15 protein-coding genes are annotated in these 15196 nt (G+C 67.8%); 6 read left to right on the forward strand and 9 right to left on the reverse strand.

Features of this window, described 5'->3' with window-relative positions; translation table 11 throughout:
- The first annotated feature begins 10 nt into the window (after window positions 1-10).
- Entirely contained in the window at window positions 11-703 is a 693-nt protein-coding gene (locus OXI49_05880) for a TIGR02453 family protein (GenBank protein MDE2690026.1), read from the forward strand.
- A 7-nt stretch (window positions 704-710) separates the two neighbouring features.
- On the opposite strand, the gene OXI49_05885 is transcribed toward OXI49_05880, so the two are convergent.
- The 3 genes from OXI49_05885 to OXI49_05895 form a co-directional block, all read right to left on the reverse strand.
- Window positions 711-2333: a DNA mismatch repair protein gene (locus tag OXI49_05885; protein ID MDE2690027.1), complete on the reverse strand. Its 1623-nt coding sequence runs from the start codon at window positions 2331-2333 to the stop codon at window positions 711-713.
- A gap of 7 nt (window positions 2334-2340) precedes the next feature.
- Entirely contained in the window at window positions 2341-3594 is a 1254-nt protein-coding gene (locus OXI49_05890; GenBank protein MDE2690028.1) for a DEAD/DEAH box helicase, read from the reverse strand.
- Between the two features lie 71 nt (window positions 3595-3665).
- The gene (locus tag OXI49_05895; GenBank protein ID MDE2690029.1) at window positions 3666-5051 is read right to left on the reverse strand and encodes a hypothetical protein; all 1386 of its coding nucleotides are present in this window, start codon (window positions 5049-5051) and stop codon (window positions 3666-3668) included.
- 126 nt (window positions 5052-5177) lie between these two features.
- Here OXI49_05895 and OXI49_05900 point away from each other — a divergent pair, with 126 nt between their 5' ends.
- Complete coding sequence (locus OXI49_05900) at window positions 5178-5906, forward strand: hypothetical protein (protein ID MDE2690030.1); 729 nt, start codon at window positions 5178-5180, stop codon at window positions 5904-5906.
- A gap of 19 nt (window positions 5907-5925) precedes the next feature.
- On the opposite strand, the gene OXI49_05905 is transcribed toward OXI49_05900, so the two are convergent.
- The 3 genes from OXI49_05905 to msrB form a co-directional block, all read right to left on the reverse strand.
- Window positions 5926-6189, reverse strand: a complete 264-nt coding sequence (locus OXI49_05905) for an RNA-binding protein (GenBank protein ID MDE2690031.1) — start codon at window positions 6187-6189, stop codon at window positions 5926-5928.
- Window positions 6190-6325: 136 nt separating this feature from the next.
- Window positions 6326-7942 (reverse strand): carboxylesterase family protein, encoded by a 1617-nt coding sequence (locus tag OXI49_05910; GenBank protein ID MDE2690032.1) that lies wholly within the window; start codon window positions 7940-7942, stop codon window positions 6326-6328.
- A gap of 3 nt (window positions 7943-7945) precedes the next feature.
- Window positions 7946-8392 carry a peptide-methionine (R)-S-oxide reductase MsrB gene (gene msrB / locus OXI49_05915; GenBank protein ID MDE2690033.1) on the reverse strand — a complete coding sequence of 149 codons (447 nt, stop codon included), beginning with the start codon at window positions 8390-8392 and terminating at the stop codon, window positions 7946-7948.
- Between the two features lie 87 nt (window positions 8393-8479).
- Between msrB and OXI49_05920 the strand changes: the two genes are divergently transcribed.
- Complete coding sequence (locus tag OXI49_05920) at window positions 8480-8974, forward strand: glycine/sarcosine/betaine reductase selenoprotein B family protein (GenBank protein ID MDE2690034.1); 495 nt, start codon at window positions 8480-8482, stop codon at window positions 8972-8974.
- Between the two features lie 18 nt (window positions 8975-8992).
- Window positions 8993-9376, forward strand: a complete 384-nt coding sequence (locus tag OXI49_05925; protein MDE2690035.1) for a hypothetical protein — start codon at window positions 8993-8995, stop codon at window positions 9374-9376.
- 212 nt (window positions 9377-9588) lie between these two features.
- On the opposite strand, the gene OXI49_05930 is transcribed toward OXI49_05925, so the two are convergent.
- Complete coding sequence (locus tag OXI49_05930) at window positions 9589-9933, reverse strand: hypothetical protein (GenBank protein ID MDE2690036.1); 345 nt, start codon at window positions 9931-9933, stop codon at window positions 9589-9591.
- A gap of 65 nt (window positions 9934-9998) precedes the next feature.
- On the opposite strand from OXI49_05930, the gene OXI49_05935 reads away from it, so the two are divergent.
- On the forward strand, window positions 9999-10850 hold the full coding sequence (locus OXI49_05935; protein ID MDE2690037.1) for an inositol oxygenase: 852 nt from the start codon (window positions 9999-10001) through the stop codon (window positions 10848-10850).
- A gap of 9 nt (window positions 10851-10859) precedes the next feature.
- Here the strand turns inward: OXI49_05935 and OXI49_05940 are convergent, their stop codons facing one another.
- A complete protein-coding gene (locus OXI49_05940; GenBank protein ID MDE2690038.1) occupies window positions 10860-12245 on the reverse strand; it encodes a TIGR00366 family protein in 1386 nt (461 codons plus the stop codon).
- A gap of 22 nt (window positions 12246-12267) precedes the next feature.
- Window positions 12268-14160 (reverse strand): ABC transporter ATP-binding protein, encoded by a 1893-nt coding sequence (locus OXI49_05945; protein MDE2690039.1) that lies wholly within the window; start codon window positions 14158-14160, stop codon window positions 12268-12270.
- A gap of 54 nt (window positions 14161-14214) precedes the next feature.
- On the opposite strand from OXI49_05945, the gene OXI49_05950 reads away from it, so the two are divergent.
- On the forward strand, window positions 14215-15189 hold the full coding sequence (locus OXI49_05950; protein MDE2690040.1) for a substrate-binding domain-containing protein: 975 nt from the start codon (window positions 14215-14217) through the stop codon (window positions 15187-15189).
- The last annotated feature ends 7 nt before the right edge of the window (window positions 15190-15196 follow it).

Raw genomic sequence — 15196 nt, forward strand, 5'->3', positions numbered from 1 at the left:
GCAGGCGACGATGGACCGATGGAAGAACCCGTTTTCGAGACAGACCTTCGCCTTTCTGCGCGAACTCGCGGAGAACAACGAGCGCGACTGGTTCAAGGCCAACGGTGAGCGTTACGAAGACGTCGTGCGCGAGCCGGCGCTGCAGTTCATCAGCGACTTCGGGACCCGGATCGATGAGGTCTCGACCCACTTTCTGGCGGTGCCGAAGAAGGTAGGCGGTTCCCTGTTCCGCATCCACCGGGACGTGCGGTTCTCTCGCGACAAGCGGCCCTACAAGACCCACATCGGCATCCACTTCCGCCACGAGCAGCATCGAGACGCCCACGCGCCCGGCTTCTACCTCCACATCGAACCGGGCAGCGTGTTCATGGGCGGCGGCATGTGGCGGCCGCACCCGGAGGCGCTGCGGGCGATCCGGCGGCAGATCGCGGAGGACGGAGCCGGTTGGGCCGAGGTCACGTCGAAGCCGGGGCTCGGCGGGGCGCTTGAGTTGGGGGGTGAGAGTCTGAAGCGGGCGCCGCGAGGGTTCGACGCGGAACATCCCCGAATCGACGACATCAAGCGAAAGTCCTTCATGGCCGTGGCGCGTCTCAACCAGACGCGCCTGCTTCGCGCCGGCTTCCTGGACGAGTTCACGGCACTCTGCGTCTCCGCTTCGCCCCTGATGCGGTTCGTCTGCCGGGCGACCGGCGTGCCGTACTAGAGGAGCGCTAGCTCGCCTTCGTCCGCCGGCTGTCGACGGCCGTCGACAGGTTCTCGAAGGTGACGCCGAGGCGTTCGGCGGTGAGTGCGGCGAGAGAAGTCCTGGCGACGCCGCCGTTGAACTGGTAGGTGCTCCGGCGGGCGTCGTCGAGTTCCACCTGGAGGAACTCCAGGCCCAGCTCGTGGTGGTTCTCCTCCAGGGACCGGGCGTGGTCGAGGAAGTGGGTCGTGACGTAGGCCACCGGATCGACACGCCGGAGGAGCTGCAGGACCAGCGTGAAGACTTCGATGCCCTCCGACGGGTTGGTGCCCGAGCAGAGTTCGTCGAGGATGACCATCGAGCCGTGCTCCATCTCCTCGAACAGGGTCCGGATGCGCACGAGTTCCCGGCCCAGGCGGCCCTCCACCTGGTCCGCGCTCTCCCGTTCGATCAGGGAGACGAAGAGCCCGTTCTGCACCCGTAGGCGGCCCCGGGCGCACGGTGCGTAGAGGCCTGACTGGGCGAGCAGCTGCGCCAGCGCGATGGCCTGAATCAGCCGCGTCTTGCCGCCCGAGTTGGGCCCGGTCACCACCGTGATCGGCACGCTGCCGGTGGTGCTCACGGTGCAGGGGACGGGCGTCTGCTCCTGGTGCAGCAGCAGAGGGTTCCACAGGTCCTCGCAGACGAACCCGGGACGGGTGTCGTGGTCGGGCAGGATCTCGGGGATGCACATCGCGAGGCCGCGTCCCGCGGCGCGGTCTCTCAGCGCGCGCACCGCGAGGTAGAGCTCCAGTTGGCCAAGCATCTGGATCAGCGGGATCAGGGCCGGGGACAGGGAGACGTAGACCCGCTCGATCACGCGGTTCAAGAGTTCCCGGTTCGTCATCGAGTAGCCGCCGATCCCGAGCCGCAGCCGGTCCAGGAAGCGCTTGATCGGTCCTGTCCAGAAGGGGTTGTCGCTGCACTCGTCGAGAGACCGCACGTCGACCCGGCGGATCCTGCCGTCGCCGCCCAGGGTGATGTCGAGGTTCAGTTGGGCGAGCTGGTCCTCGTAGTCCAGCAGCGCGGCGAGGGTCCTGTACTCCTCCGTTTCGTGGATCGCGGCTGCCCCCTCGTGGAGGCGTCTGAGGCCTGAGCGGGCGGATTCGAACCTGTCGTGCATCAGGTCGATGACGAGGCGGCTCTGCTTCAGGATGTCCAGGTTGTGGGCGGCGGTGTCGACGATGCGGTGGTAGCGGGGCGTCCGGTGAAGCGACAGCAGGGCGAACAACTCGCGGTAGAGCCGTTTGGCTGACGCCAGGATCTCTTCGTTCTCGTCCATCTCGCGCAGGATGGACTGCCGGAACTTGATGGTCCGCAGATCGGTCGGGGTAGCGGACAGCGCGCGCCGGAGGAAACGTTCGTTGATCGGGTACCGGACGCCGTCCATCGCGATCTCGAAGCTCTCCGCGATCAGGCGGTCGACGAACAGGTCCTGCTCGAAGAACTCCGGCCGCCAGGTGGTCGGCGGCGTCTCCGCCTCCGCCATCAGGTCGTGAAATTCGGTGCCGATCTCCCGGCCGAGAATCGCGAGGCCCAGCAGGTCCGTCAGAGCCTCCCGGTCGATGCCGAGAAAGGGCTCCCGGTTCAGGAGATCCGGGATCGGGATCATGGCGTTCCTAGCGGCGCAGGGGAGAGCGGCGGCGTCGTTCGTTGAGCGACCGCATTTCACGGTAGGGGGCCACTCCCTCGACTTCGCTACGAGGCAGCGGATGACCGAGCGCGAGCTCTATCTGGCGGACGATCGGCTTGTCGAGCCAGGTACCGATCGACGACACGACCCCTTCGGCGGCGCCGCGGGCGGTGCGGCCGGCGCGATGGATGTAGTCCTCCGCCGTGTCAGGCAGGTCGTAGTTCAGGATGTGCTCGATGCCCACAACGTCGATGCCGCGGGCGGCGATGTTCGTCGCCACCAGGATGCGATGACGACCGGCGCGGAAACTCTCGAGAGCGTCGACGCGGTGCTTCTGCGAGCGGTCCGAGTGGATGCGGGCGACGCTATGCCGTCCTCGCTCCAGCACCCGGCACAGCCACTCGGCGTCGGAGCGGCGCTTGGTGAAGACGAGGGTCGATCCGGGGACCGAGTCGAGCAGCGCCAGGGCGCAGCTCTTCTTGTCCTTCTCGTCGACCAGGTAGAGGCGGTGTTCGATTCCGGAAGCGGCGCCGCGGGGCGCGAGGTCGATCCGGAGCGGGTCGTTCATGTAGCGCTGGGCCAGGCGCTCGATTGGGGGCGGCATGGTGGCCGAGAACAGCATCGTGTGCCGCCGGCTGGGCACCTGGGTCACGATCCGCTGCACCTGGGGCATGAAGCCGAGGTCGAGCATGTGGTCGGCTTCGTCCAGCACGAGTTCCTCGACGTTGCGAAGGCTCACCGTGCCCCGTTCGGTGTGGTCCAGGAGTCGCCCGGGCGTTACGACCAGGACGTCGGGGTCCTGGCGCAACTGGTCGAACTGGGGTCCGATCTTCACGCCTCCGATCAGGCAGGCTGAGTTGACTCGCAGCGGGCTCTTGCGGAAGACGTCGAGGAAGGCCTTGGTCTGCAGGGCGATCTCGCGCGTGGGACAGACGACGAGCGCGCGCACGCCCTTGCCCCGGCCGAGCCGCTGGATGATCGGCAGGACGAACGCGGCCGTCTTGCCGGAGCCGGTTTCGGCCAGGCCGATCAGGTCCTTGCCGGCGAGCGCATCGGGGATCACGTCGGCTTGGATCGGCGTCGGATGTTCGAAGCCGATCCCGGCGAGTACCTCCAGGATCTCCGGGTTCAGTCCGAGGCTGCGGAAGTCCCGGTTCGTCGTCTCGACGTGGTGTTGGGGTATCGCCGGCTCAGCGGGTGAATCGCCGACGTTGTTCGGGGCGCTTGTACCGTTCGCCACGGTGGTCATCATACCAGTGCCCCTCGTGCCTGTAAGTGTTTGGTAGTCAGTGATTTCACGAGCGTGACAAGTCATTGGCGCCGAAGGCCGAGACGCTGCAGGAACCCGCGCCGCGCGGGTGCGAGCTGATCCGGCGGGTCGGCACTCCTCGCGATGCGGCCGCCACGGTCGGTCGCCTCGGCCCAGAACTGAAGGCTGCGGCCGCCGTGCTCGGCTTGCGTTAACGTCGCCTCGAAGGCGATCTCGGCGGTTCTCCCGTTGCCCGCGCCGTCCGTGGCGGGCGACGGCTCAGGGTCGACCGATCTGAGTACCGCTTCGACGATGTCGCCTTCCCCTCCGCGGTCGAACCAGCGCCAGAAGAAGCGCACCGAAACCACCTCGTAATCGTCCCGGGCACGAACCCGCAGCACCAGATCCTCACGACGGTCGTACTCGACCTGATCCAGTCTCGAACCGTTCGCGGCCAGTATCTCGACGGCGGGGCTTCGCTGGTCGAGATCGTCCAGCAGGAACTTGAGGGTGGATTCAACCTGGGCCAGACGGCGACGGTTCTCAGGCGTCCGCTCCATGGCGGCCAGAACCTCAAGCGCCTCGTGCGGTCGTTCCCGGCCCAGCACCTCGATCTCGCGGATCGCGGCGTCCAGGTCGCTCCGGCGCCGGAAGACGGATTCGATGGAAGCCAGCCTGGCATCGACGGAACCGGCCTCCCTTGCCGCGTCGCCGCGGAGCGATCTGAGTTCGAGCAGCAGCGTTCGAGCCTCGTCCAGGCGGTTCGCCTCCATGAGCCGCCCGGCCGTGTCCTCGATCGCTTCGGCGGCGCGATCCTCGAAGGCGAGGCCGACGGCGAATCGCGGGTGGCGCCGGGCGAAGTCCTGAGCCAGCCGGAGCGCCGCCAGACGGTCGCTGCCGAGCAGACCCTCGATCGCGTCGACTTCCGCGGTCAGCCGCCGCGCGTCGTCGATGTAGCGGGATGCCTGCCGGTCGCGCCTGAGGGCGATCATCCCATCGCGCGACAGGGAGCCTAGGGTGCGCCGCAGACGGTCGAGGTCGGCATCCGCGAAGCCGCGTTCGAACTCCAGAGCGGCCAGTAGGGCAGGGTCGTTCCTGAGGCGCTCCAGCATCGCGGCCATCGTCTCGCGATGGTCAGGCAGCAGCTCCGTGGCGGCGGGACTGGCGTCGAAGCCAAGCATCAGGTGCTGCGCTTCACGGAGCCTTCCCTGGGCCATCAGGTCGAGGGCATCGCTGAGTTCGCGCGGCAGGGGTGGTGGCGGCTCGGGCTCCGGGCGGGACGGCAGGGGAGCCGGGACTCCGCGGGCTGCGTTGTCGGAGGCGGCGGTCTGGTGGTCCGACGCTGTCCACCTGAGGACCAGCAGTGCCGCCGCGACGCCGATCGCGGCCGCCGCCAGGATCTGCTTCGGTCGCGGCGGCGCGACCGTTGCGGATTCGGTTGGCGGCATCCGGCCATCCTACTTTCACGGTTCCCCGGCCCTGCCCCGGTCTCCTGTGCGCTGATAAGGTCGGTGCGTCTGTCGCTGCGAAGCGGCGATCGGCCCGCGAGGACACGGTTTAGGAGGCCCGCGACGATGACGAAGAGACTTCTTTTCCCGCTCCTTTTCATCCCTCTGCTCGTGCTGGCGGTCCCGGTCCTAGCCCAGGATCCGGGCGCCGTCAACGTCGGCGGCGACCTGCGTGGCGGTGACGTGACCGGCGCGGTCGGCGGCCGGGACAACACCCGCGTGTTCGGCACGATCCTCGATTCGAGCGGGAACCCGCTGTCAGATGTGGACATCTGGTTCCAGAACGACAACATGCCCGCGCCGAGGCTGCGCGCCAAGGGCCGCAAGACCGGCACCTTCCTGCTCCGGAACATGGGCAGGATCTTCAGTCGGGAAGACTACGAGGGGATTACGGTTCGCATCACCTTCGAGCGCGACGGCTACCGGTCGGTAGTGACTCGGGTCGCCGTGCAACGCGATGGAACTCAGCAGGTCTATCCGATCCTCTTCCGGGAAGGCGAGTCGATGGAGGAGCAGGGCGTCCGCACCGTCCTCACGGGAAGGGTCCAGGACAATCGGGGCAAGCCGGTCAAGGGCGGTGGCGAGGTGACGATCACGTCAGGCGACGGCAGCTACCAGACGACCGGACCGATCGAGAAGAACGGCGAGTTCGCGGTCGTTCTCTGGGACGCTCCGGAGCGTGTGAACGCGTCCTTCAGGATGAACAAGGGCGGCGTTCGCGACGACATCATCGAGCTCAAGCCGTCGCCTCTCGAGGATGTCGCCGTGCCGCAGTTCTACTACCCGCAGATGTAGCGCGGGAGCGGGGCGGCTGCTACCAGCGGGGCCGGCGTTCCTCGCGCGGGCGGGCCTCGTTGACGCGGAGGGTGCGACCGCCGAACTGCTGCCGGTCCAGAGCGGAAATGGCCTCCTGGCCCCCGGACGCCATCTCGACGAAGCCGAAGCCCCGCGGCCGGCCGGTCTCACGGTCGTTGATCAGCGAAACTTCTGACACGTCGCCATGAGCCTGGAACAGCGCGCGAACCGCCTCTTCCGTCGTGTCGAAGGGGAGGTTCCCCACATAGATTCTCGTTGCCATCTGCTGCTCCTGTTCTCGGCTCCGGGTTCCACATCAATCAACGCTCGAGAACGACAGGCGCATCCTGGTTCGCCGCGTGAGCTCTGCACCCACTGCCTGAAGGCGGGACGCTAGCACAAAGGCTGCTAGCAGGCTGCTAGCCGTTGTCGCGCAGGTCCTCATAGAACGCGTCGAAGGCGTCCAGGCGATCCTTGAGCAAGCCCTGGATGACGCCGATCTTGTCGCCCAGTTCGAGGACTCCGTCGGCGTCCGGGTCGTAGACGGGCCAGTCGGGCAGACCGTCGCCGTTGGGGTCGCCGGAGGTCGCGAAGTTCACCCAGTAGCTCGCCATCGTGTCCGCGAGCGCCCTGTCGGTGTCGTCCCAGGCGTGGTTGAAGGGGCCGATCTCGTCTCCCCCCAGTTCACGGCTCTTGTGCAGATTGTCGAAGGCGTAGACGATTTCCGCCGCGTGGTAGGAGCCGTAGGTTTCCGCTTCATCCCACGGCGGTACTCGGGAGAAGTAGTACATCCGGATGGGCTGCTCGCCCGTGTGGCTCTGCAACCTGGCCCAGGTGCGCATCTGCCAGGCGAAGAACTGGTCGGCGGTGTTCTCGTAGGCGGCGACGCGCGCCTGCTCGTCGTCCTCGGCGGGGTAGACCGCGAACATCGCGTCGGCGTGTTCGCCATACGTGCCCGCGAGCGCGTCGCGGTAGTCCGCGACGGTGATCCCGGCGGGGGCGGCGAATAGTGCCGTGCCTTCGTCGCTGTTGAAGCCGACGATCGTGTCGACGTCGTTCTGTTCGCCGGCCGCGAAGATGTCGTAGATGTCCCTCGGGAACACGTGGTCGTCGCGGATGCCCACGAAGGTGGGCAGCTCGGAAGCGCCGGCTGCCTCGTAGACCTCCTCGACGGTGGCGGCGCGCAGGGCCGTGAGGTCGCTCGCGCCGAGGCGCTTGGCCATGCCAGCACCCTCGGACTCCGCCTCTCCAAGCTGCGGCATGGGCCAGAAGATCCCGCCGCTGTGACCGATCGCGCGATGAAGAAGCCCGGCCGCGAGGGGCGTCGCGGTCAGGTAGTTCACGCTCCAGGAACCGGCCGACTCCCCGAAGATCGTGACCCGGCCCGGGTCCCCGCCAAAGGCGGCGATGTTCGCCTGCACCCACTGGAGTGCGGCGACCTGGTCCAGGATGCCGTAGTTGCCCGATGCTCCCGTCTCGCTCTCGGCCGAGAGTTCTGCATGAGCCAGGAAGCCCATCGGCCCGAGCCGGTAGTTGATCGTCACGAGTACGACGTCGCGGTTGGCCAGACTCTCGCCGTCGTACAGCAGCGTGCTGCCGGAGCCGGTCTGGAGGCCGCCTCCGTGGATCCACACCATGACCGGAAGAGCTGCTTCGGCGTGTTCGGCGCCGGTCCAGACGTTCAGGTAGAGACAGTCCTCGCTGCGCTCGATGTCGCCGGAATCGTAGAAGGAGCCGGGCGGGGACAGGGGCTGCCAGCAGGAGGCGGAGAATTCCGTGGCGTCGCGGCTGCCCTCCCAGGCGGCGGCCGGTTGTGGCGGCCTCCAGCGGAGGTCGCCGACCGGCGGCGCCGCGAACGGGATGCCGGCGAACTTGAGGACTCCGGACTCGAGCGCCAGGCCCTCGACCGCGCCGAGTTCCGTGTTGACGGTTGTGGTCAGGGGCTCGACCTTCTCGCCCCCGCAGGCCAGCGTCAGTGCCAGGCCGGCGCCGAGGATCGCTCCGCCGGCGCGGCGGGTGGTCGCTTTGGTCGACATCGTTCAGTCCTCCCTGCCTGGGGTGTTGGGTCGTGTCTCCCGGTCGCTTCCCGGCGCCGGCCGGAAGCGCAGGGCGACGCCGTTGTTGCAGTAGCGGAGGCCGGTTGGCGCCGGCCCGTCGCTGAAGACGTGGCCCTGGTGCCCGCCGCAGCGGGAGCAGTGGTACTCGGTTCGGGGAACGATCAGCTTGAAGTCCCGCTTCGTGTCGACGGCGCCGGCGATGGGCTCGAAGAAACTGGGCCAGCCCGTGCCGCTCTCGAACTTCGCATCCGACCGGAACAACTCGGCGCCGCAGCCGGCGCAGAGGAAGACACCGCTTCGGCGCTCCCGGTTGAGCGTCGAAGTGAAGGGGCGTTCGGTTGCCTCCCGCCGCAGGACACGGAACTCGTCGTGGCCGAGTCTTGCCCGCCACTCGGATTCCGGGAGGTCGAGCCGGTCGTTGTTCTCCATGTAGGGGGCGCCCGAATCGGGCGCCGGCGCTCGGCGATCCTCGGTCGTCATGCAGCGGGCATCCTATCTTGGGTCAGAATGGACGCCATGACGACACGACGACCGCCGGTGGACCACATCGTTCGTACGCGCGACCTCTACTCGAGCCTGGGCCACGATCCCTATCGATGGGTGCGCAACGATGGCTCACCTCCGTGGACCGAGCTCACGAAACCCCTCCCGGAGTGTCGAGTGGGGCTGGTTGGCTCCGGTGGCGTGTACCGCGCGGGGCAGGTCGCCTTCCATCATCGGGACGACATCTCGCTGCGTGTGATCGATACGTCGGTTCCCGTCTCGGAACTGCGAACGAGCCACTTCGCCTACGACCAGACCGATGCGCGTATCGACCCGAACGTCGTCTTCCCGGTCGACACGCTGCACGCCCTCGTGGCCGAGGGCGTGATCGGTGAACTGTCGCCGCGGGCCTACGCCTTCATGGGGGGGATCTACTCGGCCCGCCGCGTTCGGGAGGTGGTGGCGCCGGAGATCAGCCGCCGTCTCGCGGAGGATCAGGTCGACTTGGCCTTGCTGGTCCCCGTGTGACCGGTCTGCCATCAGTCCGTGGGACTGATTGCCCGTCGGGTTGAGGCGGATGGCATTCCGACGACGTCGCTGACCTCCGCGCTCTCGATCACCCGCTCGGTCGATCCTCCGCGCGCCGTCTTCCTCGACTACCCCCTTGGCCATACCGCGGGCAAGGCGAAGGACCCGGAACTGCAGCGCGAGATCGTCGCCGCCGCGCTCGCGGCTGTGGACGAGCTCGAGCGCCCGGGCGCGGTGAAGATGCTGCCGTACCACTGGTCCCGCGACGACGACTGGAAGCGCGAGACGATGCTTGGCGGCGACACCCGGAGCCATCGCTCGAGGAGCGCGGAGTACCAGTGCGAAGCTGACCGGGCGCTCGCGGCAGCCGCCGGGGACTGTCCGACCTGCGTCTTTCTGTGAGGTGGCGCCGGGCAGTGCAACACGCTTGCACCACCCGGCGCCGAACGGGTCCGTGCCTTGCCCCTTTTGGGCGCGAACCCATTCATATCTACGAAGGGAAACCGCCGGGGTTCGACCCGGATTCCAGATTCTCGCCGCAGGGGGGAGGCCAGTGACCTGACCTCCGTCTGACGGGAATCTGACCGGCGCCCCTCAGCGCTCCTGCCAGGTCCTCAGAACGGCTTGTACAGCGAAAGGTACGCGGCGACCGCTGCCAGCAGCGGCAGGATGACGACCAGGGGCTTGGCCAGGGCCTGGCGGCGATACGGCAGCGTGAGGGCGGCTCCGAAGCACAACCAGATGAGCAGCTTCGCCCAGGCCCAACCGGGCAGGCTGCCGCCGAGCATGCCGAAGCCGGCCACGATGCTCAGGATCAGCCCGACTCCGTGCATGGCGGCAAGCAGACCGCGCAGTTGGTTGTCCTCCCTGCGGCCGCCGTTCGCGGCATGCACCGCGACGCCGCCGGCCGCGGCAAGAACCATTACCGCTCCCAGCACGTGCAGGAGCTTGTAGACCATGTAGGGCACTCTCGGGTCGGATCCTCCCCATGTTGGTGGGGCGTCGGCCTGTTAGCGTATCGCCAATGGAGCCGCTTGAGCGACTCGACGACTGGGACGACTTCGTTGCCGAGCTCTATCCGACGCCGGTGGAGTCGGGCGGCAAGCGGCGGGAGGACTACCGGGACTTCGAGGCGCCTCCGCGGGACACCGTGCGCGAGTTCTACCGGCTGAACCACCGTCACCAGACCTGGGAGTTCGTCCAGTACAAGAAGGCGGAGTACCTCACACTCGACCGCGCTGAGCTGTCGGCCTGGGAGGCGCTGGAGTTTCTGAACACGCTGGTCGACGACTCGGATCCGGATCTGGACCTCTCGCAGCTCGATCACCTGCTGCAGACGGCCGAGGCGATCCGGGCCGACGGACACCCCGACTGGTTCGTGCTGGCCGGACTCGTACACGACCTGGGCAAGGTCCTTTGCCTGTGGGGCGAACCGCAGTGGGCCGTCGTCGGCGACACCTTCCCGGTCGGCTGCGCGTTCTCGGACCGGATCGTCTATCCGGAGCTGTTCGAGGGCAACCCGGACACGGCGCATTCGACCTACTCGACGCCGCTCGGAGTGTACGAACCGGGCTGCGGCCTGGACCAGGTTCACCTGTCCTGGGGTCACGACGAGTACCTCTACCAGGTGCTCAACGACTACCTGCCGGAGCAGGCCCTCTACATGATCCGCTACCACTCGTTCTACGCGTGCCACCGCGAAGGCGCGTACCGGGAGCTGATGAACGACCGCGACCGCGAGATGTTCGCCTGGGTCAGGCTGTTCAACGGCTACGACCTGTACTCCAAGAGCGACCGTCCGCCGGACGCCGCCGAGCTGCGGCCGTACTACCAGGGGCTGATCGACAAGTACCTGCCGGCGCAGTTGAATCTGTAGCGGCAGCGACTACTCGAAGCGCATCAGCGCCGCCACCGCGAGGATGAGCATCGCGACCACGTAGAGCTTGACCATCGCCGGCAGGATGAAGCGCAGCCAGCGCTGGTAGGGGATGCGGGCCAGAAGCAGCATGCCCATGAGCAGGGCGTTCGTCGGCACGATCAGGTTCATCAACCCGTCGCCGAGCTGGTAGGCGAGCACCGAGGTCTCGCGGCCGACGCCGGTGAGGTCCGCGAGCGGAGCCATGATCGGCATCGTCACGTAGGCCTGGCCGCTGCCCGAGGGGATCAGGAAGTTGCAGACGCTCTGCACGGCCAGCATGCCCCAGGCGGAGACGACCGCGGCGCCGGAACCCAGGCCCTCCGCCCGCTGGAGCAGCGAGGCGATGCCGTGGATCACGGTGTCGATGACCCGGGCGTCCGAGAGCACGACCTCGATCGTGCGCGCGAAGCCGATCAGCAGGGCGGTTCCGGTCAGTTCGGCGGCGCCGCTGGTGAAGGCCCTGGCGGTCCGGTTCGCCGACACCCGCCCCAGGACGGCCGAGGTGATCGTCACGCCCAGGAAGAGGGCCGCGAGTTCGACCAGGTACCAGCCGTGCGCGTTGACGCCCCAGATGAAGACGCCGATCATCGCGGCGAACGAGGCGAGGATGCCGAGCCGTGCCGGCGTGAGGTCGGCGGCGCTCAGTTCGTGCGCGCCGCCGGAGTAGTCGATATCGCGCACGAGGCTGCGTTCCGGATCGTCGCCGATCCGGCGCGCGTAGCGCAGGATGTGGTGGACGCCGATCACCAGCATTCCCGCCAGCAGCGCCCAGCGAAGCCCGAAGCCGGTACTCGGATCCTGGCCTGCGATGTCCTTGGCGATCATCACGGTGAAGGGGTTGATCGCCGCCGTGCCGTAGCCGATGCCGGCGCCGAGGTAGACCATGCCCAGGGCGACCACGGCGTCCATCCTGAGCGCGATGCACATGGCGACCAGGATCGGCACGAAGGGCATGTACTCCTCGGCCATGCCGATCGTCGACGAGCCGACAGCGAACAGGGTCGTCATGCCGCCGACGAGCAGGATAGGCCGTCCTCCAAGCGCCCTGATCGCGGCGCCGATCGCGGCGTCGATGGCGCCGGTGGCCCGGATGACCCCGATCGCGCCGCCGACCAGGAAGACGAAGAAGATGATCTCGGCGGCGGCTTCGAGCCCGCGCGGCACCTTGGTCAGGGCGGCGTGCCAGGGCAGCGGCGCGGCTTCCACTGCGTGATAGGTGCCGGCCAGCACCTGCCGGCCCTCGCGTTCGTACTCGCCGGCCGGCAGCAGGTAGGTCAGGACCTGGGCCGCCACGATCATGGCGAAGATCAGCACCAGGGCTTCGGGAAAGCGGCTTGTGCTGCTGGTCGTCATGACCGTTGTCGCCGGCAGGGCGTCAATTCGCGTGGCGGCGGCTGCGGGCTTCTCTCCGCTGCTGCTGGCGGCTTTCGATGTTGGCGATCGAATCGTCCGGGACCGCCTCGATCAGGCGGCGCGTGTACTCCTCGCGAGGTGTCATGTAGATCGCCTCGGACGGTCCCTGCTCGACGATCCTGCCGTCGAGCATGACGGCCATCATGTCCGACATGAACTTGACCACCGAGAGATCGTGGCTGATGAAGATGTACGTCAGGCCGCGTTCCTCCTGGAGGTCCTTGAGCAGGTTCAGGACCTGCGCCTGCACCGAGACGTCGAGGGCGGAGACCGACTCGTCGCAGATGATCAGCCTGGGTTGAACCGCCAGCGCCCGGGCGACCGATATCCGCTGGCGCTGGCCGCCGGAGAACTCGTGCGGGTAGCGCCTCAGATGGCCGGTCTCCATGCCGACTTCCTCGAGCAGCCGGGCCGCGCGGTCGCGGCGGTCGCTGCGACTGTCGCCGATCCGGTGGATCGCCATCGCCTCGCTGAGCATTGCCTCGACGGTCATCCGGGGATTGAGCGACGAGTAGGGATCCTGGAGGATGATCTGCATCTGTCCGCGCAGGGCGCGCAGGCGACCCGCCGGGATCGCCGTGACGTCCTGGTCCTCGAACCGGACCGTGCCGGCGGTGATGTCGATCAGGCGCAGCAGGGCCAGCCCGGTCGTCGTCTTGCCGCAGCCGGACTCTCCGACCAGTCCAAGCGTCTGACCCGGATAGACGTCGAAGGAGATGCCGTCGACGGCCTTGACGTCGCCCACCTGCCGCCGCAGGAAGCCGCTCCGGATCGGGTAGTAGACCTTGAGGTCGCGCACCTCGAGCAACGATTCCGTGTCGTCCGGCACGAGTTCGCCCGGCCCCGGATCCTCCGCGTAGCCCAGACTCTCGAGCGCCGCGCGCGGATGGAGCAGGCGGCCGCGGCCGCGCCCGACGAGTTCGTTCAGGGACTCTTCGGTGATCTCGCGTTCCGTGATGCGGATCTCGCCTTCGTCGCCATCCTCTTCCACGTCCATGAAGTCCGCGACGGTGGGAAGGCGCCGGAAGTCGCGGTCGAGGTGCGGACGGCAGGCGAGCAGTCCCTTGGTATAGGGGTGCTGCGGGTCGTTGAACACCTGGGTCACCCGGCCGCGCTCGACGATCCGGCCCCGGAACATGACCGCGATCCGGTCGGCGATCTCGGCGATCACTCCCAGGTCGTGGCTGATGAACAGGATGGACATGGCGCGCTCGTCGCGCAGGCGGCGGATCAGGTCGAGGATCTGGGCCTGAATCGTCACGTCGAGCGCGGTCGTCGGTTCGTCGGCGATCAGGAGCTTCGGATTGCACGACAGGGCCATGGCGATCATCACGCGCTGCTTCTGTCCGCCCGACATCTCGTGCGGATAGCTGTCCACGCGCCGTTCCGGTTCCGGGATGCCGACCTCTTCGAACAGCTCGATCGTCCGCCGGCGTGCTTCCTGGCGGCTCATGCCGAGATGGACGCGGAGCGCCTCCCCCACCTGGTCGCCGACCCGGAAGACCGGGTTCAGCGAGGTGCCCGGCTCCTGGAAGATCATCCCGATGTCCTTGCCGCGCAGATCCCGCATCTCGCGCTTGGGCAGGTGGACCAGATCGCGGCCGAACCAGGCGATCTCCCCCGTTTCGATGTTCGCGGTGCTCTCGAGCAGGCGCATCACCGATAGCGAGGTCACCGACTTGCCCGAGCCCGATTCGCCGACCAGCCCGAGCGTTTCGCCCTCCTCGATCGTCAGGTCGATGTCGTCGACGGCCCGGACCGTCTCGCGCTTGCCGTGGAACCAGGTCCGCAACTCGCGGATCTGGAGCAGGGGCGGCGCCGCGCCGGCCGGCGAGGGAGACTCAGGCTCGGTCATGTGGTGGCGACTCTATCCGGGCGTCTGACGAAGACGTGCCACAATCGGCGAATCGTGAAGCGCTTACTCGTGGCAACTGTGGCGGTAATCGTGTTGGCCGCGCTCGGCGCCTGTGGCGGCGCGGAGACGGGCGCGGGCGAAGGAGAGGACGTCGCGCGCGGCACGATTGGCTTCTCGGCGATGACGCTGAAGAACCCCTTCTTCAAGATCATCGCGGACACGATGACCGCGGAGGCCGAACGGCACGGTTTCGACGTGGTGGTCACCGATGCCGAGCGGGACGTGAACCGCCAGTCGCAGCAGGTCGACAACTTCCTGGCCTCCGGCGTCGCCGCGATCGTCCTCAACCCGGTGGACCGGATCGCCATCGGTCCCGCGGTGCGGCGCGCGAACGAAGCCGGAGTGCCGGTGTTCACGTCCGACCTCCAGGCCGTCGCCGAAGGTGTCGAGATCGCCGGTCACGTCGGCACCGACAACTACCAGGGCGGGCTGCTTGCCGGCGAGGCGATGATCGAGGCGCTCGGCGAGGCCGGCGGCGAGGTGCTCGTGCTGCACTTCAAGCAGGCCAACTCCTGCGTCCTGCGCGTGGACGGCTTCCGCCAGGCGATCGGGGAGTACAACCGGGATCGGACCGAGGGCCGAATCGAGATCGTCGCCGAGCTCGAAGGCGGCGGCCTGCGCGACGAGGGTTACCGGGCGATGGCGGACGGCATCCAGGCCTACCCAGACCTCGCCGGGGTGTTTGCGATCAACGATCCCTCGGCGCTGGGCGCGCGCACCGCGCTCGAGCAGGCCGGGCGCGCCGACCAGGTGAAGATTGTGGGCTTCGACGGCGAGCTCGCGGGCAAGCAGGCGATCCGGGACGGCAAGATCTACGCGGATCCGATCCAGTATCCGGACAGGATGGGCGTCATGACGGTACGGAACATCGTGAGCTACCTCGACGGCGAGGACTTCGAGCGCGTTCACCTGATCCCGACGGCGCTCTACCGGCAGTCCGACGCCGAGCAGGATCCGGCCCTCGACTGAAGCCGGC

The sequence above is a fragment of the Acidobacteriota bacterium genome (assembly GCA_028875725.1).
GTDB lineage: Bacteria > Acidobacteriota > Thermoanaerobaculia > Multivoradales > Multivoraceae > Multivorans.

What these genes read in the sequence shown, in the direction of transcription:
- OXI49_05930 (MDE2690036.1), bottom strand. Translation starts at nt 9,933, where the DNA reads ATGGTCTACAAGCTCCTGCACGTGCTGGGAGCGGTAATGGTTCTTGCC.
- OXI49_05905 (MDE2690031.1), bottom strand. Translation starts at nt 6,189, where the DNA reads ATGGCAACGAGAATCTATGTGGGGAACCTCCCCTTCGACACGACGGAA.
- OXI49_05885 (MDE2690027.1), bottom strand. Translation starts at nt 2,333, where the DNA reads ATGATCCCGATCCCGGATCTCCTGAACCGGGAGCCCTTTCTCGGCATC.
- OXI49_05945 (MDE2690039.1), bottom strand. Translation starts at nt 14,160, where the DNA reads ATGACCGAGCCTGAGTCTCCCTCGCCGGCCGGCGCGGCGCCGCCCCTG.
- OXI49_05895 (MDE2690029.1), bottom strand. Translation starts at nt 5,051, where the DNA reads ATGCCGCCAACCGAATCCGCAACGGTCGCGCCGCCGCGACCGAAGCAG.
- OXI49_05910 (MDE2690032.1), bottom strand. Translation starts at nt 7,942, where the DNA reads ATGTCGACCAAAGCGACCACCCGCCGCGCCGGCGGAGCGATCCTCGGC.
- OXI49_05920 (MDE2690034.1), top strand. Translation starts at nt 8,480, where the DNA reads ATGACGACACGACGACCGCCGGTGGACCACATCGTTCGTACGCGCGAC.
- OXI49_05900 (MDE2690030.1), top strand. Translation starts at nt 5,178, where the DNA reads ATGACGAAGAGACTTCTTTTCCCGCTCCTTTTCATCCCTCTGCTCGTG.
- msrB (MDE2690033.1), bottom strand. Translation starts at nt 8,392, where the DNA reads ATGGAGAACAACGACCGGCTCGACCTCCCGGAATCCGAGTGGCGGGCA.
- OXI49_05940 (MDE2690038.1), bottom strand. Translation starts at nt 12,245, where the DNA reads ATGACGACCAGCAGCACAAGCCGCTTTCCCGAAGCCCTGGTGCTGATC.
- OXI49_05935 (MDE2690037.1), top strand. Translation starts at nt 9,999, where the DNA reads ATGGAGCCGCTTGAGCGACTCGACGACTGGGACGACTTCGTTGCCGAG.
- OXI49_05880 (MDE2690026.1), top strand. Translation starts at nt 11, where the DNA reads ATGGACCGATGGAAGAACCCGTTTTCGAGACAGACCTTCGCCTTTCTG.